Raw genomic sequence first — 23,836 nt, forward strand, 5'->3', positions numbered from 1 at the left:
AAGGATTGGACTTTTATTCCAAAACCACCTTGGTCTGATATAGCTTTCCTTCCACCATCACCCACACGATGTAGAGACCCTTTTCAAGGGCGCTTAAATTGAGAGGAGCCTGGGCGACTCCTGTGTAAAAGGCGGTCATCACCCGTTGACCCAGCAGGTTTTCTACCTGTACTTGGCTGTCTGCATTCACGCGTGGCAAGGTGAGCATGAAGTGACCTTTTCCCGGATTGGGATAGATGTGGAGGCTTCTGTGGGAAGCCGGCTCTTCGAAAAGCGAAGTGGCCGCCTGAACCTTCACCGTTCCCTCTGAGGCAAAACTGCTTAAATCCCACATGAGTCCCTCTCCGGGTGTTTGCGGCTCTATGGCCGCAAATTCACCTGTGATATTGGTGGCACTCGCAATTTTAAAGGACATGCCGGCTTCATAGGGGGACGTGGTGACGTTTTCCATCACCAGCGTTCCATCGGCAGCTAAAGTGCCCGAGATGAACATGCGGTCGGCTCCCTCGTTGGTGGCATTGACCCGTACCTGCAAGCGTGCCCCGGATCTCATTTGTACGTCGGATAAGCGTATGGATGAACCGGCTGATGGATTCTCAACAGGATAGTGCCCGGTGTGCAGCGACCCGCCGGATTCGATGGTGACGGTTCCCTGAATAAGGCCGTTTCCGCTCAAAAAGGCTCCATTTTTAACGATGACCCGTGAGGTCCCTGGTCCGTTGGAACTTCCGGCGACCAAAACGCCACCTTCGCTGATGGTCAATGAGCCGCTGGATTCCAGCTTCGATGCGATGGTCATGGTTCCGCTTCCGGTCTTTTGAATATTTCCCCCGGTAATGGTACCACTGAAGGTGAAGTCCTCATTACGGCTGCCTAGCATCCAGAGACTGGCTCCCCATAAGCGCCCCGAACCGGTCAGCGCACCAATTGAAACGGTTTGGGTACGCATATCTTCAAAATATCCTTCATGGTGTAAGTCAAGCACGGCATTGGCATAGCCATGCGTGCTGAAATTGCGGAATGGGTTGCCGGTCAACAGTTGAATGGTACCGCTGAAGTTGCTCCAGTTTCCTTCAAAATCCGATCGGATCCAGGGAACACTGACCCTTAGGGTACCGCTCCCTGTTAGCGTGTTGGCATAGGTGCAGCGACCATCTGTAAAAAGCGTTCCGGTTTGCCCTTCTTCCACCACCAGCGGGTAGCCCGAATAGCTATAAGAGCCTCCGCTGTCATGATCCCGCAATATGCCCCCTTCAAAAATGACTTTTTTCCCGGGCAGGGCATGTTCACTGGTTAATTGAACCGTTCCCTCTTTTAATATAAGCTCAGAGAAGGTGTTGGCCTCCCTGAAAGCCAAATCGTGCGTGCCGGTTTTTGTAAGGTGCCCGTTCCCAATTATCAGCGCATTCCATTTGGCTGGGGCAGCTGTATGAATGGTGGCGCCATTGGCCCCAATGGTCATGGCGCGCTCTGAGGTCGAAGCCTGCGCTATCCGCAGGGTGCCCCCGTTAATTTCAAGGAGCTGAGCATTGGTCGATACCCCGCCAATGGCCCCATTTCCATCAATGGCATTGGGCAGACTGTGCACTTCAAGTGTTCCTTCTTCTACCAGAATTTTTCCGGTAAAACTGTTGACATTTTGCACCGATAACACACCGCTTCCATTTTTAGTTAAGGTGGTGTTACCTGCAATGGAGCCGCTTCCGCTTATTACAAAATCCTTGGTGTGGTTAAAGTCGAGCGATGCCGGTAGCAGGACTTCGGTTAAGTTCAGGGTTTCACTTTGGGCATCATCGTTGACCAGCACCCGGTCGCCCGTCACAAAATACGTGGCTGCCCCGTTGGCCAAAAAGTTTTCCGTCAGCGCCAAATCCCAATCACTGCTGATTTGTCCCACCCAACTGATATCCGCCGGAGCACGGGCTTCGCGTATGACCAGACTGATGTTGCCATTGCTGGCTTCGAGGGAAGCAGGCAGGGCATCCATGCCCGCCAGTTCAATTTGACTCAGGTCAAATTGGGCCGTGCCTGAACAGGAAATTAACAAGTAGGTGCCGGCTGCCGGTTGAGCTTCAGTATCCAACCGAATGGTTATCACCGCTCCATCTGTGAGTGTCATATCCCCATCAACCGTTAAGGCATCATGGGTGACGGTTTCCGTTCCATTCAAATCAAACACCAGTTCGGCCTTTTCTTCCAGCATCAGGTTGTTTTGGATGGTCAGTTGTCCTGTGCTATTTTCGCCACCAACCATCAATTGGGCACCATGCCTTAAAGTCAATCCCCCTCCCAGTGTTCCATCCGCCGCCAATTGTCCGTGCCTATTCACCCAGACAGGGCTGGAGGTGAGTTGACCACTCAGGTTCATTTGGCCGTCCCAAATTTCGGTGGGACCTGAATAGTCGTGCGTACCGTTCAGACGGAAAATCCCTGAACCCTGTTTGGTCAGATTCATACTACCGGAAAGACTGGCGCTTTCTGCCTGAAGGTCCAATTCTCCGTAAGTGACCACACTGAGCGCACCCGGAGCTACGGTCTCGCTTAGGCTCACCGTTTCCTGGGCCAGTTCCTGTCCGCTAAAATGAATGTGGCTGCCATCTTCGTAGGCCAGCGCTGCGTCGTCTTTGTTCCAGTTGAGCGCGGTTTTGTCCCAGGTTCCGGTACCTTCATAGACCCATCGACCATTGGTCATGATGGGTGGTGGTGGCACAGTTATGCCCTCTGTCTCGCCTATAAAGAAGCTCGTGTGAGGAGGCTGGTTATAGCCCACATTTTGCCAGGCAATGGCCAGTCGGTATTGCCGGTCGTGCATCAAAGAGTAGATGCCGTGTTCACTGGGATCAACCGTGGTGTAGATGCGTATTTTGGATGGATCGCTTGTCCGGTAGATCAATTCCTCCCGCCAGTCGCCCAACAAATCCGCCTGCAAGGCCGGATTGCCCTTGGACCCATTGTTGGAGTGACCGCCAGGTGCGACAAAAACGGCCTGACCGGTTGTGGGTTTGGTAACGGTGGTATGGTCGAGCAGCTCACTGAGCAAATCACCATCCCAAAAGATGCGAAAGTTGACCGAAGTGGCCAATCCCAAATGATTTAAATCCTGTTTGGATGTGGCTGAATAGACGGGACTGCAACCCCATACCTGTGCCCCTGATACTTCATTGGTCACATTGGCGGCCATGCAGCGCCCACAATCACTGTTCGATATGTGACGGATGATGATACCACCGTCGGAAGCGCCGTGGAGGACCGATCCGCCTTCACCTGATTCGAGACAGCGAAAGACTTCCAATCCTTTTCGATAGGGATCAAAATCGCTCACATGCATGGCATCCCCGTGTCCCAGTCGGTAGAATACAGCCCTGTGCCATCGTCGTCGATGGTGCAGGATCCAAAAATGATTTCATCCCGTCCGTCGCCATCCGCATCTGCCACACTCAGGTTGTGATTGCCCTGTCCGGCATAGGCGCCATTTCCAGGGGTATTGCTATCGAAAACCCAGCGGAGCGTTAGCTGGTTTCCGTCAAAATCATAGGCCGCCAATACGGCACGTGTGTAGTAGCCACGCGTCATGACCAAACTTGGTTTTTCACCGTCCAGATAGGCCACGGCCGCTAAAAAGCGGTCCACCCGGTTGCCATAACCATCTCCCCAGTCACTCACATTCCCGCGGGGAGGTTGATAGGCCACGGTGCTGAGTTCTTCTCCGGTGCGACCGCTAAAAACCGTCAGGTATTCGGGACCACTGAGTATGTATCCGCCAGAATTTCGGTAATCGGCTGTATGATTGGCCAAGGCTGCCGGGCCCTTACTGATGAAGTTGCCCAATCCGTCCTTGGTGCCCGGGGCCGTTTTGCAGGCTATTTCGGCTATGCCGTCACCATCCAGATCATACACCATAAACTGGGTATAATGGGCGCCGGCCCGGATGTTTAATCCCAGGTCAATGCGCCACAACTTTACTCCTTCAAGCGTATAGCCATCCAATAGCACGGGGGCGGTATACCCCGAATGAGAATTGTCTCTGGCCAGGGCTTCCCATTTAACCACCAGGTCAAGGGCCCCATCGTCGTTGAGATGCCCGGTGCTCATATCGCCCACCGTATAGCTGTAGCTTTCATTGGCCGGGGTTGTGCCGCCGGCAGGTAAGTCCAGACCAATTTCTTGATACTGGTTGGCCCAGACACTAACCGGATCCGAAGCAGCTTCTTCTATTTCATTGACTACCGGAGCCACCGTATAGTTGCTCCCAATCGTTCCCTCTGTATCCACAAAATTGGACACCTCCAGCGGAAGGTCGTTCAGTTTTTGCCCGTTGCGATAAACATTATAAGTCGTTTGCTGCCATTCATCTCCAGGAATTCTCCAGCTCACAAAAACCCCGGAGGTGGTCTGCACAGCCACAAGACCGCGGTCGAGCTGCTCCATGGCATGCTGGGCAAATACCTGCCCTCCGATAAACACACAAATAATCAACAGTAAAGTCTTCATTGGAATCTGATTTATTGAAATTTACAGAATGTTTGCAATGATACCAATTTCGTAGTTCTTACAGGATATCATATCGTACATTCTGCCATCAATACGTTCAGGGATGTTAAAATCTGGCTGTCTCTCTCCATGTGATTCGGATACCTTGCGGAAAATCATCATCCTAAAGAATTAGTGTTTCGTTAACAATTTCTTTCCATCATTTTACCAAGGGACCTCTATTTTTACCTGCGCTAAATTTTTAAACTAAACCGACGATTTATGAAAAATCTCAACATTTTAATTTTTCTTTTCTTTTTGGCCTTCAGTGCATCTGCCTTCTCGCAAGAAGAAAGTTTAAAGGCATTTTATACAATCAACCTCATCCGCTATGTTGGTTGGAATGGCCATTCACTTGAAGGGGATTTTGTGATTGCGGTAGTTGGTAATTCCGAGGTGGCCAAGCAACTTCGGGCTTATTCCGATGGCAAGCGATTCGGACATCAGAATTATTTGATTAAGGAATACGACGAATTAGAAAAAGTTAATACTTGTCAGGTACTGTATATTGGTAAAAACACTAAAGTATCCGGAGGACAAAGATATCTGCTGGAAAAAGCCCGGGCGGTGGGCTCTCTTATCATAGCGGAATCTGATGGCATGATTAATAAAGGTGCTGCGGTGAATTTTGTTCTTAGAAATGAAGGTTTGCAGTTCGAGTTAAATGAAAGCAACGCTGGCTATGCCAATTTGCAATTCAGTTCACGATTGGCATCAATGGCTGCTGCCATCGTTTTAAACTGATGGTTGATGTATTAGTATCAATTCGTTCAACTTCTCCCAGTAAGTAACAATCAATCTATTAACCTGTTTTAAGTATGAAACGAACATGATTGCTGGGAAACACAAACAGGCATAAGTATAGCAATCATGGAGTTCCATACGACAACGAATAATTAACTTATATACGTATGAAAAATGTAAGAAAATCAACATCGTATTCTATCATAAAGGGCTTTATAGCCATCTTCTGTTTTTACCTGTTCTTTGTGGCCTTAGATAAGCCGATGGCTCAAACCCAGCCAAGAGTTGATCTTTCAGGAGCCGGTGCCTCTTTTCCGGCACCGCTGATCGCTGCCATGGCAGAGCAATATGAGATGTTAACCAAAGGGCGTGTGACTGTTCATTATGAGTCCGTTGGCTCAGGTAAAGGGATACAGCAGTTTATGGAGCAATCCGTTATGTTTGGCATGAGTGAGGCTTTTTTGTCGGACGAGAAGTCCCGGGCCGTAAAGGAAGCAAGTGGCAGTCAAGCCTTTAATTTACCCATTACCCTGGCCGATGTAGTGCCTACCTATCACTTACCCGGAACAAGAAACGGGCTGGTTTTTAACTCAGATGTTCTCGTGGATATTTATCGGGGAAAAATATCCAGGTGGAACGATGATAGAATATTGGCCCTTAATCCCCATATAAAAATCGACTCCTTACCTATAACGGTAGTCCACCGGTCAGATGGATCCGGAACCACCCATATTTGGACAAGCTATTTCACAAAAGTATCGGATGAATGGGCGGAACTTGTTGGCATGGGGACCAGCGTTAATTGGCCTGTTGGAATTGGGGGCAAAGGAAATGAAGGTGTGGCCCAGATTGTTTTGAATACGCCCGGAGCCATTGGTTATAACAGCTTGGCCTATGCTTTGCTCAATAATATCTCTTATGGGTTTGTCATTAATTCCTCCGGTCATGTTATTGAGCCAAGCTTTGTCGCCACCACCGCCGCTGCTGATATCGATTTGCCCGATGATACCCGGATAAGTTTTACCAACACCTCTTCTCCCAATGGTTATCCGATAGCCGGATTCACCTGGATGTTGGTTTATGAGCATTTAGATAAAAACAAGGCCCTCACCAATCAGGTTCAGGCGGAAGAGTTGGTCCGATTTCTTATTTGGTGTATGACCGATGGCCAGGATTTGGCAGAGATGCTGGGCTATGCCCGTTTGTCAGAGGCCGCCATAGACAAAAACAGGCAGATGATTAAGCAGCTGAAATGGAAGGGGGAATTAATTGGAGCGGAGATTTTAGGTGGATTATAAGAGCAAAAGAAGGCCGTAATTCTTGACCATTGCTTATTTGCTTCCATCATCCAAACCAAATCTTTTCAAGATTTTTGGTGTAACCGATGGAGATTCTTTTACAGCTCCAATAATAAGCTCAAGATCGTCTTTCTTTATGGGTGAGAATGAATTCTTCCAATCAAATTGTTCTTTGAATTTCTCTATTTTTATGGGTTTTATGGAGCTACAATCAACGAAACTATTATGGCGGAGAAAATCATAATCAACTGCCGAAATCGGATATTGAAGGTCTTTTAAGCTATTGGGTAAATTACGATTGACTTTTGAATTAATTAGAAGGACCCCGATGATTATATCATTATCAAATCCAATGACAACAAATAATTTATCCCTTGTGGTTTCTCCTGGATTTTTTGGAGTTACACCCTCTTCTATAGAAAGCGTCATCTTAAATACACGACCAATATCAAGCGCTTCCTTGATTTGATTTTCTCTTTTTTCGCTATTATTTAAAAGGTCTCCAAGGGCAGGACTCATAATTAACTTAAAATAGCGTCAATCTCTGATTGTTCCTTAATGTATGCTGACATTTCATCACTTACTCCAGCAGCTCTGGCAATATCTAAAATATCCATTTTTGACGCTGGTTGTAGTTTCCATGCCTTATCCCATGCATAATCATGCGATTTATCAGAAAGTTGTTTGAAAGACAGGTCTTTACTTTCTGCAATTGATTTATTCAGACAAACCACATCAGACTTAGATAATTCATCCATATCCGGGGCTTGTTTCCCATAAATAACGTAGTTTAAATCATCCTCTCCTCCAGCAATAATTGAGTTAGCCAGCTCCTTAATTTCGTCCGTTTGGAATGCATTGGCTTTACCCTGAGCCAATTTTACAGCGTCATAAATCTTTGAAGGAACAGGGCCATTCTGTAAAGCGTAAAATTCATCTTTGATTATTGGTCTGCCATATAAAGCAAGATGCTCTTTATTTGCGAAATACAATATTTTGAATGTACGCAGGATATCAACCCCCTCGAAAGCAGAAACAACATAGAGCAATGCAGCCTTTATTTTTAAAATGTCGTCATTCATAGCGAAGTGATTTCGGGGGTTACCTGTATAACATATAGGCAATCAATAGGTTTATTTTTAAACCTATTATTTTATTTTAGGTGTGCAAAAGTAATATAAAAATATTAATTCCTTTGCAGAATGCAAGTAGTCAGGCATATATTTAAGAAAACAATTTACTATCCTGTTTTTCTCTGGATGGTATCAATGAAAAAAATCTCTTCTATTTCTCTATAAATCTGGCAATGGTTTTCTCTTTCATCCGTGCTTTATCTATTTCATATTGAGATTGAAACTTCATCCAATAGGCTGCCGGAATTTCAAAAACTTCTTCAAGCAATATTGCTATATCGGCAGTAACGGGTCGCTTCCCTTTAATAATTTCATTTAAAAAGGATGCTTTTACACCGATTTCTTTTGCTAAGTCCTTTTGCTTTAAATCTGGTCTGGCTTTAAGTTCATCTTTTGACTCCTGCGCCTTCACTTATTGGTGCTTGATGGCTTTCAACACGATTTTTCTATTGCCGGCATTAATTTCTATAAAATAAACTCCGCCTGGTCCCGGTATATCCAATTGAACGGAACGCTGATTGTTAAACCGCTTTTCAGCAACACGTTGCCCGCCAATATTGATGATGTTAATGGTGAGTTGCTTATGAGCTTTTTTCAGATCCAAGAATAGTTGGCCGGTGGTTGGATTGGGATAAATCTTAAACGCTGGATTGAGGTTGTCTTCTGTGTTAATGTCGGGCCCTAATGATACCGGGATGGGTAAGACCAATATGTTGGCCACTTTAACGGATACCCCATCAATAAGCACATTGTATTCCCATTCACCGAGTTCTTCGGGTATATCGCTTATTTGGCGGGCGGTGATTTCTAAATCTGTCCATGGCATTGTTTGACCCGGCAGGCGTTTTCGTTTTTGCCACTTGCTGATGGTACCTTCTTCGCTTTCAGGAACAATCAACTCTCCTGTGCTTTCGCCTAAATAGATGGATTTATCCTGATCGGTAAAGTGCTTTCCTTCCAGGCTTCCGCTTATTGGTTCAGGAATGGGCGCACCTTCATTAATCAGCAAATGGTGAAAAAGGATGGCGCTGCGGTCGTATTCCTTGAATCCCTCCATCAGCTCCATGGAAACATAAAAGGCAGTTCCCTTGCTGCGGAATGGGGTTGATCCGGCCAGATAGAACCTAATTCTCTGGTCAGAAATCGGGGTGATTATTTTTTGCCAACCCTCCGTTAATGAACCTTCGGTTGCAATATCCAGCACTTTTATATGGGCATTGGACACAGATATTTCACCTTCTATGGATGAAACGGCCTGACGCGCTAAGGGAACAGCATCAATCAGACAGCGTGTAAGTGTTACGCTGTTAATCCTTTCAAGGGTATCTGTCGGAAAATAGACCCGCATATCCGATACGCGTATGTTCTTTAGGGTGGTAATGGCGCCTACGGCATCCTTTACGATCAGATCCATAATTCCGCCTTCGTAGGCGATTAACCGGCCGGCTTCGTTTACGCGCGCTACGCGTTGATCACTTGTGCTCCATGTGTAAGGCTCATGGCCATTGCTTGCGGTAAACATCAATGTGTCACCGGCTACCATCGTTGCACTTGCCGGGGAGATACTTAGAATGGGAAGTATTTTGGGACTGAAGCTTCCGTTGGTTGTAAACGCCGCAATAGCCTCGTTGAACACGACATTTGAGAAATTCAGCGTCGTGCTGGCAGTCGCGCCCGGCAGCACTTTGAAGCGAAGGACCACCAACTGGTCCGAACTTGCATTTAACGGTGTCGTGGAAGCAAATGCCAGATTTAGTTGTCCGCCGGGCACTTCGCCGGCACTGATGGTGCTGTGCTCCAGTAAGGTCCCGTTTGTTTTTGCTTCGATAAATTGCAATACATCCGCGCGGTAGCCCAGTGTTAATTGTCCGGACACGACATCCAGCAAGTCAAAGCCAGTGGCATTTACGGGAATGTCAAGCTCCCATCCCTGCCATTCCTGCAAATCGCCTGGAAAGGACAGGCTGAGGGCTGTTACCTTAATAAAGTTATCCGTTGTATCTCTCAGACCGGCTGCATCTTCCACGAAAACCTTAGTCGTACCGTGTCCCAGAGCTGTGACCAGACCACTTTCTGAAACAGATGCCACTTCGGGATGGGTGACTCCCCAGCTAAAGGGCGTCGTCCCACTTCCACTCAGGTTGCACTGCAGCGTTTGCCCTATGGCCAGAAAAGCAGTATTTGGTGATAGGGCGATCACCGGTTTATGGGCTATGCTAATGCTTCCATTCTGAAAGCTTGCGGTCGGCATCCCTTCGTTTAACACGCATTCGTTGGCCATAAAGTTAAGTGCGGCATTCCCCCCTGCCAAGGCCTCGAAAGTGAGGGTGATTAGGGTGCCGCTTCCTTCTATTTGGCTTGTTGAGGCTCCGGTTAATGTTACCTTGCCGACTGGCAAAGTGTTGTTTATATTGTTAAAACTTTGCAGCTTTGTGTCGTAATGTACCTCTTTAATTTCCAGCAGACTGGCATTATAGGTAAAGGCAAAGCTGTAGGCAAGCACATTTTGAGGAGACAAATCACTGTTGACCGACAAATGGACCTCAAAAGTTTCACCTGCGGTTACTTGCAATCCGGCAGACAACGAAAAAACCGGATCCTGAGCCCGAATGGCCTGTGCGGTAAAAGCCAGGCAGCAAAGTAGTATATATATGGTATGCTTCATTTTTTTTAAGTTTTGAAGATGTTGATTTTACCAACTTCCCTCTCCCCTTGTTAAGAGGGGGGAAGGAAATCATTCTTTTTCAGCCAACCTGTTTCATCCATAAACGCTTAGTTCTGTTTGTGAATTTTGCAGCTCATCATCACTTCTTCAAAAACTTCGTTCTTTTCGTGTCCTTACCATCTGTTAGTACGATATAATACAAGCCGCTTTTAAGAGAACCGACGTTGATGCTGCTCTCTGTAACGATTAGGGTGGTCAGCTTTTGTCCCATGCTGTTGAAAATGCTTAATACAGAGCCCATACGCGCACCGCTGAGGTACAGGACCTCCTTTACCGGATTGGGATAGCAAGTGAATGGGCTACCTTGAGCGGGACCATTAACAGTTGTGGGCACATGGTATCTTACGGTTCCGCTAACAACCGTTGCTGTTGCATCTTTTTCGTTGACACGGAATAAGTTTGCTGAGATGGCTGTTTCAAAAGGGCCATTTGCCTTATCTAAAAGGCGGAAGTGCACCAGGTTCCAATCGCTGCCGGCTTGTCCGTTGGTGGATGCTGCCGCTAAATAGAGGCGACCTTTTTCGTTGTCAATGCGTACGGCCTGCATAAAGTCTGAACCGGCATGAGGAGAGACTTCTATGGCTTGTAGCAGGGAGGGCTCAAAGCTCAGCTCAATATCTACGCCAACTGAGGTTGGCGTACCCTCCAAACCCAAGGGTAAATACAAATCTAAATCTTCGCCGATATCCCCTGACCCAATCGTTAAGTATGAACCGTCAGCTGAACTGCCCATTTGCGCTGATTTCAGACCTCCCGGCATGTTGGGACGAAGTCCGGCAACATATTCTAAGATTAAAGTTCCATCATAGGCCGTGACTAATCCATCGCCGCTCACATCTGCTGCCAATACCTGATGCGGTTCAAGAACGAGCGACGCTACGGCTGCTTGTAGTACCAGTGAAGCGTCATATGCCTGTAACACACCGTTAGCGCTTACATCTCCAAGCAGGGGCTGATTGAGTCCGTTTGTTCGGAATGGTTCGAAATTTACACCGGCGCTTACAGCCTGCCTGTCTCCCGATGGTGTGGCAGCAGCTACGGGGCCTTCATCGCTGGCCCACCAGCAATCTGTTGCCTGAATGGTAAAGGATTGGTTGACATTGTTTATCGCCCGCTGGCTCTGACCTACAAAGTCGCAGCTTGTGATTACCGGATTGGATGCTCCGCCGGCCTGCACGGCATTGCGGTTGGTGTAAAATGTAACCTTAGTCAACTGAGGACTTGCGTTCGTGGTGGTAACTGCTTCGTAAGCATTTTTAATAATCACATGACTTAGGATACAATCTGCATCAATGCTGGCATCGGAAAAGGCAAGGCCATTCCAATGTGAGCCGTTGGCCAAGGTAGCACTTCCATCGGCATTGGTATCGCCGCCATAATAATCGTCCCGAATAGAGGTAAATACAATGGGGCTTTCAGCTGTTCCAATGGCTTTCAGCCAACGATTTACGGTTATGCCGCGGCCGTCCAGAAATTTACATTTTACCCCCGGCTCTATGCTCAGCTCAGCGTTGACCGTGTAGTTTTCAAAAATATAAGGCGCATTCTCCATTTCACCGAAAGGTCTTGGCGCCAGTGTAACATTCTGGTTTAAGGTTTCGGCGGCTACTTTAATTCCCTTATAGGAAGTGCCGCTAAATGTGTTGCCTGCCAGCGAAGCCGGGAAGCAGAGCAGTGAAGTTTCCAGTGGATAGGTGGTATTGTTGAATAAGGAATTTTCAATCAGGGGTGCTGCTCCAATTCCGGTCATGGATACGCCACGATCCAGATTATCGAACACGACATTATTCATCACCGGAGCGGCCGCTGTAACATTCACCCCGGTACCGTTGCTTTTTAGTATCAGATGCTGAAGCGTCCCGGCTGAGCCACTTTTAAAGTCTATAAATATCCGGTTGTGCCTGGCGTATGCTTGTGTCACGGTTCCGTCCTGGTTAAAATCGAGCGGAGAGCCATAGCTGTCTTCACGTTCATCTGTGATTACGACCTTCTTCTCTGCCGTTCCGTTAATATTCAATGTGCCCAATACATTAAAACAAGGCGTTATCGTTGATGAGCCTGCGTTGCGGAATTTGAAACTTGCGCCGGCCGGTATGGTTAAGGTTGTGCCGGCGCCAATATTTAGCGTTGAAGTCAGCCAATAGCTGATGTCTTCATGACCTGCAAAGGTATATAGCGGCAGAGTTTCTGAGGTGTTGAAGGTTTCCCCCAACAGTTCGATACCCATGATGCTGACATTTGAAGCGGTATTCTCTTCATGAAGGCTTGCCGTGGCGAAAGCATTTTTCCGCACCGGAACCTGCATGTTATTGAAAGCCGTGCGTCGTATAACGGCGTTGGAGGTTCCCTCAATGGAGACCCCTTTCTCGGAACACTGCTCTATTCTGCTGTCTTCTACCAATGCATTGGCGTTTTGAAAGCGGATGCCGTTAGCTGCATAGCTCAAATCAGTATATTTGATGCTATTATCCCCTACGGTACCGTTAAAGTTGATACCAAAACTCCATCCTGCCCAATTCCCTTTGCCCGGCGTTGTGGCATTTCCGTTATTGTTGCTGTCTCCTCCCTGGGAATCGTCGTGTACAGATGTAAGGGTTATGCGCTCTTCAGCCGTTCCATTTAACTGTAAAACGCCTTTAACGGTATAACCGTAGTAACCTCCTATGTTCTTGAATATTAATCCGGGACTAACCTGCACGGTTACTCCGCTGGCTATTTCAAGATCAGAAGTGAGATATACCGCATTTGCCGGGGTGTTGCTTCCCTCTATTCCGGTCGTTTTTCCGAGTGTGGTATTGTATTCGATTTTTCTGTCTTGCAAAAAGATCCCCTGATAGGCATTGTTGATAAGTGTCACGTTGGTGAACTGCGGTTTGGCCGACCATGTCTGCACGATGGGCATGTATTCGCTCTGCTCTATGCTTACATCAACTGCCGCTCCAACAGCTTCAGGTCCGTAGTAAGCCAATCCTTGTCCGCAACTAAATATGCTTATGTTTTCAATGTTCACAGCCGAGCGCGAAAAGGTCAGCACCCCTGAGCGTGAGGTATTGTGAAGGGTTGCGGCATTGGTTAAAGGATCCACTCCCGAAGTATAGGTATAACTTGTCCTTAGACCATCGCTTCCTCCAAAACGGAAGTCCGTGTTTTTAACCTGACTAAAGACATTGTCGCAGCTGTTGTAAAAGCATATGCCACCCCACCTCCTTGCTGCAGGCGTTGTGGCATTACCGTCACCCTCAAGGTCAGCCGGTGTGCCGAAATTATCATCCCGTCTTTCAGTAAAAGTGATGCGTTCGTCAACTGTGCCGACCGCCTTGAGTCCGCCGCGTACATGAATATGCACACCGTCATTGATTTTAATGACAACTCCCGGGTCAATCTCAACGTTTACCCCTTCAATAATCTGCCAATGGTCCAGCAACAGATAGCTCAGATTGGTGTAACCTGCATCATCCACTTTAGTGATGCGACCGGAAGTTCCGGTTTTTTGTCCCATTAGGCCCAAAGCACGGTATTTGATATTTGTGCCCCAGCTGTTATTGTCCAGTACCGGGTTGGCTGATGCGTTCAAGGCCAGTGGCGTAATTTTTATGTTTTCGAAGGAGCAGTTTTGGATAAGTGGAGCAGCAGTGCCATAAGCTTTTATGCCGTAATTACTCTCATAGAATGAGCAGTTTTGCACCGTTGGTGAAACGTCAAATATTGAAAGCGTGGCTTCCGGATACACGTTTTCGCTCAAAAAATTGACCCCATGTGGACGATTTGAATAGCTGAAATTACAATATGTAAGCATTGAAGCAGCATCTGCTGTAGGATGGAATACAATACCTCCCCATTGATTCAAGGCCGGGGCAGTCGCCACCCCATTGTTGTTACTGTCGACGGGGTCGGAGTAGTTGTCATCGTGCATGGAAGTGAAGACTATGGGCAGTTCCTCTGTCCCCTCGGCCATCAATTTTCCGTGAACTTCAATTCTTCCGTTAGTATTAACACCTTTAATGACCACGCCCGGGTCGATGGTCAGTGTCATGGTTTCAGGAATTCCAATCCAGTTGTCATTGAAATACGCAATGTTGGTGGCATTATTGAAATTCAGCACCTTTAAGTTGGCGTTGGTGTTTATATGAGCGCTTCCTATTAAGTGGACCGCTTTGTTTTGTGTTCCCGAAAAATCTATCGATGAATTGATCACATTCATGTTCCCGTCAGCCCGCATGGACAGGGGATAATCTGCGCCCCCTAAAATGCTGTTTTCAAGATGAATAGTGCCACCCGCCATTACGGATAAGCTGCGTTGATTGTTTTCAAAGGTGCAATCCTTAATGGTTACACCAACGCCATCTGCGCTCACATCTAAGGCACTTTGTCCCCAGTTGTCAGAAGAAGAAGAATAGCCGGCATAGCGGATAATGCAATGCTCCATGCGGTTTTCGGTGATTGCTCCACTCATGAAACGGATGTGGCGCCAGTTGCGTACAGCAGGTGCTGTAGCATCTTGCACCCAGGTGCCGTCTGAGTCGTCTCGTGAAGAAGTGAAGATAATGGGCTCTGCATCTGTTCCCACCGCATGCAAAGAGCCGTTATTCACATAGATTCCTCCACGGGTTCCATTGAATTTGTAAACAACACCCGGTTCAATGGTTAGTTTGGCGCCATTAGCCACAGTTAAACTGTTACCATTGTTCCAGTAGGGAATGGTTAGTTGCGGCAAAGTCATACCGCTGTTCAGGGTGCTGAATTCCATATAAACAGCGTTGTATGTGATGTTGTTAAAGGAACAGGAACTGTCTATATTCATGTTTACAGCTCCTCTGATTCTTAAAGCGTGTGTGGCATATTGAAAACTGCAATTGCTCAGGTTAGCGGTAGATCCATTGTCGAAATAGATGGCGTTCCACAAACCCGGCGTAGTGCCGGTGTTTGAAGTAAACACAACGTTATTGGCGCTCAGTGTACCACCGGTTACGCCGGCGGCTATTACCATGTATCTTCCATCTGCAAATCGAACTTCAACACCACTTTCGATGGTGAGCGTGACGCCTGCACTAACAGTAATGTGATTGGTTACTATGTAGGGACTATTGGCCAGAGTCCAGGTTGTATTTGAACTGATGGTGCCCGACACTTCAGCCGCATTCAGGCTTATGAAGCCTGTCAAGACCAGGATGAGTAAAAGTGTTTTTTTCATAGCTTTGGTTTTTTGTTAATAGACGAGGTCGTATCAAAAGTAAGACTATACTCATTTGTGGGGCTTTCAAAAGGTAAAATATGCACGACAAAAGGTAAAATATCAGCGCATTTGTGATAAATTTGAAGGTCGTACATTTTTTTGGCTGGAGGTCTTGAGATATTTGTATATATGTTAAAACTAATTCTACTTTTAAGTCCTGTTTATGTTACCCTGTTTTGGTTTTTAACGCTAAACACCAATAGGGCAAAAGGGAGTGAACCCAAGTTCTTGCTCGGCAAATTTATGGGGGTGACTTGTCTGCTTTACTTTTCGCACTTGCTTTACTTTCTTCCGCTGCCCGAATTGTATCATTACGCCGATCCCTTTTATCATTTGTTTTCACTTTTGGTTTATCCGATGTACTATATCTACATTCGTCTGTTGACTGTTGATAGAGACTTTGTTTGGAAAAAGCACGCCCTGTTTTTATTGCCAGCCTTTGTATTGTTTTTGTTTTACCTGGCAGGTGTGTTGCTGATGACAAAAGAAGCGCATCTGGATTATTTGTACAATCTGTTGCTCTCAGGTGAAAAGCTAAATGGAATTTTCCTCTACCAGAAGATGGTTTATCTGACTTCCAGGGTTGTATTTATTGTGCAGGGCTTGGTATATATGTGGCTGTCAATTTCTCTGGTTAGCAGTAATAAGAATAATGTCCAGAACTATTATGCCAACACCTCAGAAGATAATTTGAATAAGATTTATTGGCTGAACATGACACTTTTTGTAACCATCATTTTTGGCGTCATTTTGTCGGCCATTGGAAAGGAGCGATTTGTTGGCAATGAAAATTGGCTTATCCTGCCTTCTGTTGTCTTTTCCGTCATGTTCTTTGTTATAGGGTGGCTGGGCAATATGCAGCGAGCGGTATTGATGGAAAGTGGAGATCTGTATCAGGCTTCTGTTAAAGAATGTGTTGAGGATGAGCATGAGTCGGATCAGCTGGCCGACATCAGGAATAAAATCGTACAAGCTTTTGAGGAGGGGAAGATTTATCTTAACAAAGACCTTACTATATGGGAGGTGTCGCGTGTTTTGGGCACAAACCGAACCTACGTTTCATCGGTCATTAATCAGGATTTCAAACAGAATTTCTCATCCTTTGTAAACAGTTATCGTGTAAAACATGCGCAAATGCTGCGCCAAAATAATCCGGACATCTGCAAGCAAGACCTGGCCGAAATGTCCGGCTTTGGCTCCCTGGCCTCCATGAAAAGGGCTTTTGATAATTTGCAGCTTTAAAGGTGGGGAAGGGCGGTGTGATAGTTGGGGATTTGGGGTGTTACAGCGGATGAAAACAACAAAGGGCTGCATTTCTGCAGCCCTTTGTTTAAGGGGTGGGCCCAGCTGGGCTTGAACCAGCGACCCCCTGATTATGAGTCATACCCCGTACTCATATCAACCAAATAACAAATTCATATAACCACACTTCTATCCCTTATTATTGTGGGCATACAGACGATTGTTATATTAGATGGTTGTTGTTTATTTTGTCTTGTTGTGTTACATTTGTGTTACAATTGTGTTACAATGAAAAATATGAGATATGAATAAGGCAACAGCAGAGATCTATCTAGATGTTTTAAGACCCCGAGAAAATGGCCAGTGTGCCGTTAAAGTTAAAATTACCCACAACAGAAAGCGAAAGTACATTGGGATAGGGATACATTTGACTAAAGCGGAATTTGAAAAGGCCATGCAGCATGCAGGGAACGGCAAGCGCAAAACATTGGAGCAGAAACAAACCTATGATGCTATTATATACCATTTGAATAAAGCTCAACAAGTCATTAATGGGCTTAAGATTTTTACGTTCGACAGTTTTGAACAGGCTTTTTTTGAAAATAGAAACATTGCCGATAGCGTTTCTTTTGCCTTTGATAAGTACATTGATTACTTAAGAAGCAACAAACGGATTTCCACAGCGGAAAGCTATAATGGAGCAAGAAATAGCCTTGAATCGTTTAAAAAGAAAATAACATTCGCGGAAATAACTCCGAATTTGCTTCGAAAATATGAAAACTGGATGCTAGAAAGTGGTAGAAGCATTACCACCGTTGGTATTTACTTGCGCAGTTTAAGGGCTATTTATAACCAGCAAGGTATTGATTCAAGCATTTATCCCTTTGGTGAAAAGGGTGGAAAGTACTCTATTCCAACAGGTAAAAATGTTAAGAAGGCGTTGACTGTTGAGGAGGTCGCCAAGATATATAATCATGAAGTTCCGGTGAATACGACAAAAGAAATGGCAAGGGATTACTGGATGTTTCTTTACCTCAGCAATGGCATGAATGTTAAAGATTTTTGTTGGCTAAAGTGGTCCAATATTGAGGGGGATATGCTTACTTACATACGAGAGAAAACCAAACGAAAAAGTGAATCCACCCATATCAAAGTTTCACTGAAACCTGAAACTCTGAAAATTATTAATAAATGGGGACAACCCTCAATGGTTAAGGATGCTTTTATCTTTCCATACATTAAGACTGAAATGACAAGTGAACAGCAATACAAAACTGTCAAGCAATTAACAAAGACCATCAATAAGTACATGAAGAAAATAGCGCATGAACTGGGCATTGACAAAGAGATAACCACCTATTTCGCACGACATAGTTTTGCAACAGTACTAAAGCGTTCAGGAGCAACAACGGAAATGATTAGCGAACTTTTAGGACACAGCTCTGTACTGGTAACAAAGAACTATTTAGACAGTTTTGAGGATGATAAAATTAAAGAACAAACCAACGTATTAACTTTAGGATTTAGCCAGGCGAATTAATTATTAAGGCTATCGGCATCGATATGTATAATATTATGAACTTAGTCCATCTGCCACATCACCCTTAAAAACAGCATTATGCTTATTATGAATACACTACAACGAATAAAAAAAGAGTTTATTTCGGACAATTGGGAGAATAGTAGTATTGCTCAGTTTAGGTTTAACCCAAGCGAAATCTGGTATCAAGTAGCAAGTTATCACTGGAAAGATGATAAGCTTAATAAAATCCATCCCGACCATGTTTTAGACACAGTGAACTTCCCCGTTATTATCAAAGGATTCACGGCATATCTGCTGCATTATTTAGGCGATGAAAATGAACAAGTAATAATCGATAGGTATTACAAGATGAGGCTGAGGGAATTCAGGGAAGCAGAGGATAAAAAACCTGGGTCATCCATGCGTAATTTGGATGCGGAATTTTATCACTTTCACATTTCACATGAAAAAGAGTTTGTGGTTTTTTCCAAACAAATTAACCCTTACATAAATAAAGACGATATTGAACTCATTCAACAATACACTGAAGCATATTTTAATTACATACAGCAGGTTTATTCACCAAAAAATAAAAAGGACAGACAACTTAGTGTGTCTGACTGGAGCATCGTTTTTTATTATCTGGATGAGGCTAGTTCACAGGAAGGTACTAAAACAGAAAGGATGATAAAGTTTATTCAAGAGAACAACGTAGTCAATATAGACGGAGATTTAACAACCTTTAATTTTCTAAATAAAGAATACCACAAAATAAAGAAACGGATTAATCTTAATGACGAAAATTCTAATAGCTCGATGAGTAATAAAAACCCACAAAATCCATTACCCCCTGAAAGAATTAAAAATATTTTGCCTTTTCTGAAAAAAAATGAAAATGCTTATGAAACTGCTGATAATGACAGACAATACTTAACCGATTTAATAGAATAAAGTTAAATAAATACCTAAAAAAACTGAGTGTTACCGGTTACGTTACCGGTTACGTGAATCTAAGTTGCAGCTATTATTTAAAAATATAATAGCTATGAAACAAACATTCACTTTTGATCAGCTCCCTCTGGCGATAGCATTGCTAACAGAAGAAGTTGGCGAATTAAAACGCCTGTTAATTGAAAAACAGGATGTACTCCCCACCGAGAAAACCGAGCAACTCCTAAATGTTCAGGGCGCAGCAAAGTTTCTAAATCTAACAGTTCCCACAATTTACAGCAAGGTAAGTAAGGGCGAATTGCCATATATGAAGCGTGGCAAACATCTCCATTTTTCCAGTAGTGAGCTGATGGCATACGTCAAGGGTGGGCGTAAAAAAACAAACGTTGAAATAGAGCAGGAAGCTGCTGCGTATTTGTCAAATAAAAAAAGGGCTGAGTTATGAAAAACAACTTTTCAAAAACCAACCCTTTACACAAATTCCAAAGTAAAGGTAGTCAAATAAATCCAACTTTTGAAGATCTTAATGATCCAGATGCCCTCAACAATCATTTGAATGTCTTCCTCGAAGCATTTGAAGCTGAGCAGAAAGCAAAAACAAACGCCTTCCCAATTGAGGTGTTTCCGAAGACCGTACAGGAGATAATTACAGCCACAAATGAAAGCTTGAAATTTCCTGTGGACTTTATAGCTGTTTCAATGTTGTACGCTGTTTCTGTCTCAATAGGGAATACCCACCGAATTGAAGTAATGAAAGGTTGGGAAGAAGGGGCTGTTCTATATATTTCAATTGTTGGTCGTGCCGGAACAAATAAAAGCCACCCGCTTCGGTTTGCATTAAAACCAATTCAGAAGCAAGACGATCTTAAATTTCAGAAATTTCAGAAAGAAATGGATGAGTACAATGCCATTGCAGCACTCAGCAAAAATGAAAGGAAAGAACAAGGCTATGACGATATGATTAAACCTGTTTGGGAGCAGTACTTAGTTAGCGACTTTACTCCAGAAGCGCTTGCAGACGTTCATAGGATAAACAGGAGAGGTCTTGGTGTATATGCTGATGAGTTAGCAAGTTGGTTTAAAAATTTCGATCGGTATAATAAAGGAAGTGAAGAACAATTTTGGTTAAGTGCCTGGAGCAGCATCTCGATTACGATAAACCGAAAAACAACTGAAAGCACTAAAATACAATCTCCTTTTATTTCTGTTATTGGAACAATTCAGCCTGGAGTGATTAATGAATTGGCAGCCAATAGAACTGAAAACGGCTTTTTAGATAGGTTGCTGTTTGTTGTTCCTGACGACTTGAAAAAAAGCTATTGGAGTGAAAAAGATTTAGACTCAAATGTAATTGAGAATTGGGAAAATATTATCTCAAGCCTTTTGAATATGCCAATGAGTCAAGACGGAGAAGGCAATCCAATGCCTATGCTTTTAAGGTTTACACCTGAAGCCAAAAAGCGTTTATCCCAATGGCAAAGACAATTAACCGACCTGAGTAATAAACCAGAAAACGAATCAGTGTGCGGTATTTTTGCAAAAATTGAAGTGTATGCTATTCGTTTGGCCTTATGTCTGGAAATGATGCGATATGCTTGTAATCAGAGTGAAAGGCAATATGTCAGTTTGGAATCGGTCGATGGGGCTATCCAGTTGGCTGAGTACTTCCAAAGATCAGCACTTAAGGTGCATGCCATTGTGTCAAATACCAACCCATTGGAGAAACTACCATCTGATAAGCAAAACCTTTACAATGCCTTGCCAGAGGCGTTTTTAACAAATGAAGGCGTAGAGGTTGCTAAAAATATGGGAGTAGCTGAAAGAACTTTTAAGCTTTTCATAAGCAATAAAGATCTATTCAACCACCTGAAAAGAGGCGAATACGAAAAACGGTTTTAATAAATGCACGTTGCACTTATAGCATGCATTGCACAAAGAAATTTAACTGATGCAACTAATGCAACTTGTGCAACGTGCAAATCCTAAATGCTAAAAAATGAATGATTATAGATATTTATTAGACAAAAGCAGTAGGAAGTTTGTTTGTCCCGACTGCAATAGGAAACGGTTTGTAAAATATATTGATACGGAAACAGGACTTTATTTACCAGATCAATACGGAAGATGCGATAAAGGAGACGGCCATTATTTTTTAAATCCTTATTCAGATGGCTATGCTAGAAATGTTGAAGAACAGAAAACGGGTAACGCAACAAATTTTATAAGCTCCTCGAGACCTCATCGGAAACCTCAACCACAACCCGAACCCGTTTATTTTGATTTTGAAACATTCAAAAAAACATTGCAGCCGGAACGTTATAAAAAAAACACCTTCATTCAGAACCTTTTACATAAAGTTGCACACCCATTTAATGCCAAGGATGTTACAAAAGTTATTGAGCTGTATCGGTTGGGAACGGTTGCGAAAGGTGATTGGATGGGAGCAATCACCCTACCTTATATTGATATAAGAGATAATGTAAGAACCATTCAAGTAAAGAGGTTTGATAATGAAAACCATACCACCCGAACAGGCAAATTGGATAAGGTTATTTTATCTGGGTTAAAAATGGAAAACAGAACACCCCCGGGATGGCTGACAAGTTATATCGAGTATGGAGACAGTCAAGGTTATTTCACCTGTTTATTTGGCGAACACCTTTTAAGCAGATACCCAAAGAATCCTGTTGCATTAGTGGAAGCACCAAAGACGGCTATATATGGAACATTGTATATAGGCTTGCCTAAAACCGATAAGGATTTATTATGGTTGGCAGTTTACAACAAAAGCAGTTTCTCCTTTGAGAAAACAAAAGTATTGGATACCCGAAATGTAATTGTGTTTCCTGACTTATCTGAAGATGGAAGTACTTTTAAGGAATGGGATACAAAAGCCAAAGAATATCAAAAGAAAATACCCAAAGCAAGGTTCTATACCTCTGACTTCCTGGAGCAGTTGGCAACAAAAGAAGACAGAGCTGCCGGCAGCGACCTTGCAGATATCTTAATAAAAAATGATTGGAGAAAATACAGAAAAAATATTCGGAAGGAGCCACAGGCTCCCACATCTATTGAAGGAACAAGAATAACCGAAGCTACTAGCTCATCGACAGTAGAAAAGAGTGTATTTAGCCATCGCGTAAATGAGAATGATGGCAGCTTTAAACTTGAAGCACACAAAGATTATACAAGAGCTCAAATATTGCAAGCCATTGCTGATATCCAGCCAGAGAAAGATTCAAAAGCCCTGTTAGCAGAAATGATAAGTGATAACCGACTTCATTGGTGCAGCACTACAGAAGTTATTTATTACATACCATTTTAGGCTCGCAGGGAATTTTGAATCTATTCTAATAATTGAAAGGGTGTTATGTTTTTCAATTTTGCCACAGTTTGGTGGGTTATTATAGGGCGAATCGATATTGTCAATTAAATATTAAAAATAACTACAATGATTACAACAGGAAGAGTAAATATGGATAAGGCAAGACGCAATGAAATCAAAGAAGTAGTTTATGCGTATCTATCAAATAAAATGAATGATGAGGAAGCTCTTCGAGCAGCCGCAGAAAAAGCTACCGTGATAATGGTAGGAGTGGAAGCTAATTCAGGAGTAAAAAACTCTAAGAAGGACATTGTGTTATACACAGCAATCTACTCAAGCATAATAAAGTTCGATCAGTATAGGGCTCAAATCAATCAGGACTTTTTTGAAGCAGTCCAGGATGATGAAATGTTTAACACGATGTTGAGATTCATTCAATTATCAACTCAAAAATTACTTCCAAAATTAAATAACATATATATCGAGTGGGTAGTGATGAAACAAGGTGTCTTTGAGCAGTATAGAGTACAAGACCTAGACCTACAGACATTAGAAGTTACAGAGATACTAAAATAAGAAATGGGACCTTTGATTGCCGGAATTGAAGATCACTTGAGGTCATTGCACCAAAACGAGAAATCCATAGACAACCCGTGCAAATTCGATTGCAACATCCTCGTGCATCCAAGTGCCTTGAGGAATATTACTTACAATACCACCTCAACAGTTGTATGTGTCTGGAAATCAACAATACCAGATTTCCTGGTATTGGTAAAAGCCGCTTATAGGTTTTTTCATTGTTTTAGTTTTAGTATAGTGTTTATAGGGCATTTTAGGCAACATATATTAATTGTCAATACTTTGTCTATACTATTTTAATGAAATGATTGCAAGTTGTTGTGAATCAATGATGTAAATTTACAGGCGAAATATAAAGGAGTAGTGTTACACGGTGTAAGTCGCAACTATTTTCCCCACTGTTGATGTAATATCCTGGCTTTTAGACAATGGCAGTGCTTCGAGAGCAATGAAGTGAACACGTGAATGTTACAGCTTCACACCCTGTATATACACCCCCCTGTTACACGTTATACAGGCTGCCTATACACAATTTGTTTGGATAAAAACCTTTA

The 23,836-nt window shown here is 43.9% G+C and carries 15 protein-coding genes and 1 pseudogene; 9 read left to right on the top strand and 7 right to left on the bottom strand.

Annotation, left to right across the window (positions count from 1 at the left end; translation table 11 throughout):
- Positions 1 to 13: 13 nt before the first annotated feature.
- Both JCM15548_RS22575 and JCM15548_RS26070 read right to left on the bottom strand, forming a co-directional pair.
- Positions 14 to 2,254, bottom strand: a complete 2,241-nt coding sequence (locus JCM15548_RS22575; protein WP_369403664.1) for a T9SS type A sorting domain-containing protein — start codon at positions 2,252 to 2,254, stop codon at positions 14 to 16.
- A 113-nt stretch (positions 2,255 to 2,367) separates the two neighbouring features.
- Positions 2,368 to 4,491 (bottom strand): annotated as a pseudogene (locus JCM15548_RS26070) (rhamnogalacturonan lyase family protein); the annotation flags it as partial.
- Between the two features lie 261 nt (positions 4,492 to 4,752).
- On the opposite strand from JCM15548_RS26070, the gene JCM15548_RS01645 reads away from it, so the two are divergent.
- Together JCM15548_RS01645 and pstS are read left to right on the top strand one after the other, a co-directional pair.
- Entirely contained in the window at positions 4,753 to 5,274 is a 522-nt protein-coding gene (locus JCM15548_RS01645) for a YfiR family protein (RefSeq protein ID WP_062122151.1), read from the top strand.
- A gap of 167 nt (positions 5,275 to 5,441) precedes the next feature.
- Complete coding sequence (gene pstS / locus JCM15548_RS01650; RefSeq protein WP_062122152.1) at positions 5,442 to 6,572, top strand: phosphate ABC transporter substrate-binding protein PstS; 1,131 nt, start codon at positions 5,442 to 5,444, stop codon at positions 6,570 to 6,572.
- Positions 6,573 to 6,605: 33 nt separating this feature from the next.
- On the opposite strand, the gene JCM15548_RS01655 is transcribed toward pstS, so the two are convergent.
- The 5 genes from JCM15548_RS01655 to JCM15548_RS01675 all read right to left on the bottom strand — a co-directional run bounded on the left by JCM15548_RS01655 (position 6,606) and on the right by JCM15548_RS01675 (position 15,621).
- Positions 6,606 to 7,091: a hypothetical protein gene (locus JCM15548_RS01655; protein WP_062122153.1), complete on the bottom strand. Its 486-nt coding sequence runs from the start codon at positions 7,089 to 7,091 to the stop codon at positions 6,606 to 6,608.
- Positions 7,092 to 7,093: 2 nt separating this feature from the next.
- Entirely contained in the window at positions 7,094 to 7,654 is a 561-nt protein-coding gene (locus JCM15548_RS01660; RefSeq protein WP_062122154.1) for a Panacea domain-containing protein, read from the bottom strand.
- 202 nt (positions 7,655 to 7,856) lie between these two features.
- Positions 7,857 to 8,117 (bottom strand): HigA family addiction module antitoxin, encoded by a 261-nt coding sequence (locus JCM15548_RS01665; protein WP_062122155.1) that lies wholly within the window; start codon positions 8,115 to 8,117, stop codon positions 7,857 to 7,859.
- Positions 8,118 to 10,370, bottom strand: coding sequence for a cohesin domain-containing protein (locus JCM15548_RS01670; protein ID WP_062122156.1), 2,253 nt, complete (start codon positions 10,368 to 10,370; stop codon positions 8,118 to 8,120).
- 139 nt (positions 10,371 to 10,509) lie between these two features.
- The gene (locus tag JCM15548_RS01675; RefSeq protein WP_062122157.1) at positions 10,510 to 15,621 is read right to left on the bottom strand and encodes a T9SS type A sorting domain-containing protein; all 5,112 of its coding nucleotides are present in this window, start codon (positions 15,619 to 15,621) and stop codon (positions 10,510 to 10,512) included.
- Positions 15,622 to 15,792: 171 nt separating this feature from the next.
- On the opposite strand from JCM15548_RS01675, the gene JCM15548_RS01680 reads away from it, so the two are divergent.
- The 7 genes from JCM15548_RS01680 (at position 15,793) to JCM15548_RS01710 (ending at position 23,279) form a co-directional block, all read left to right on the top strand.
- Positions 15,793 to 16,905, top strand: a complete 1,113-nt coding sequence (locus tag JCM15548_RS01680; RefSeq protein ID WP_157482309.1) for a helix-turn-helix domain-containing protein — start codon at positions 15,793 to 15,795, stop codon at positions 16,903 to 16,905.
- Positions 16,906 to 17,209: 304 nt separating this feature from the next.
- Complete coding sequence (locus tag JCM15548_RS01685) at positions 17,210 to 18,445, top strand: site-specific integrase (protein ID WP_062122159.1); 1,236 nt, start codon at positions 17,210 to 17,212, stop codon at positions 18,443 to 18,445.
- An 87-nt stretch (positions 18,446 to 18,532) separates the two neighbouring features.
- Positions 18,533 to 19,378, top strand: a complete 846-nt coding sequence (locus JCM15548_RS01690; RefSeq protein WP_157482311.1) for a hypothetical protein — start codon at positions 18,533 to 18,535, stop codon at positions 19,376 to 19,378.
- Positions 19,379 to 19,472: 94 nt separating this feature from the next.
- Positions 19,473 to 19,823: a helix-turn-helix domain-containing protein gene (locus JCM15548_RS01695; RefSeq protein ID WP_062122161.1), complete on the top strand. Its 351-nt coding sequence runs from the start codon at positions 19,473 to 19,475 to the stop codon at positions 19,821 to 19,823.
- Positions 19,820 to 21,277 (top strand): YfjI family protein, encoded by a 1,458-nt coding sequence (locus tag JCM15548_RS01700; RefSeq protein WP_062122162.1) that lies wholly within the window; start codon positions 19,820 to 19,822, stop codon positions 21,275 to 21,277. The genes JCM15548_RS01695 and JCM15548_RS01700 overlap by 4 nt, the downstream gene beginning before the upstream one ends.
- A 97-nt stretch (positions 21,278 to 21,374) precedes the next feature.
- Positions 21,375 to 22,703, top strand: coding sequence for a DUF6371 domain-containing protein (locus JCM15548_RS01705; protein WP_175577321.1), 1,329 nt, complete (start codon positions 21,375 to 21,377; stop codon positions 22,701 to 22,703).
- A 126-nt stretch (positions 22,704 to 22,829) separates the two neighbouring features.
- Complete coding sequence (locus JCM15548_RS01710; protein ID WP_062122163.1) at positions 22,830 to 23,279, top strand: hypothetical protein; 450 nt, start codon at positions 22,830 to 22,832, stop codon at positions 23,277 to 23,279.
- Positions 23,280 to 23,836 lie beyond the last annotated feature (557 nt).

This window comes from Geofilum rubicundum JCM 15548 (genome assembly GCF_000974365.1).
Classification (GTDB): Bacteria; Bacteroidota; Bacteroidia; order Bacteroidales; family Marinilabiliaceae; genus Geofilum; species Geofilum rubicundum.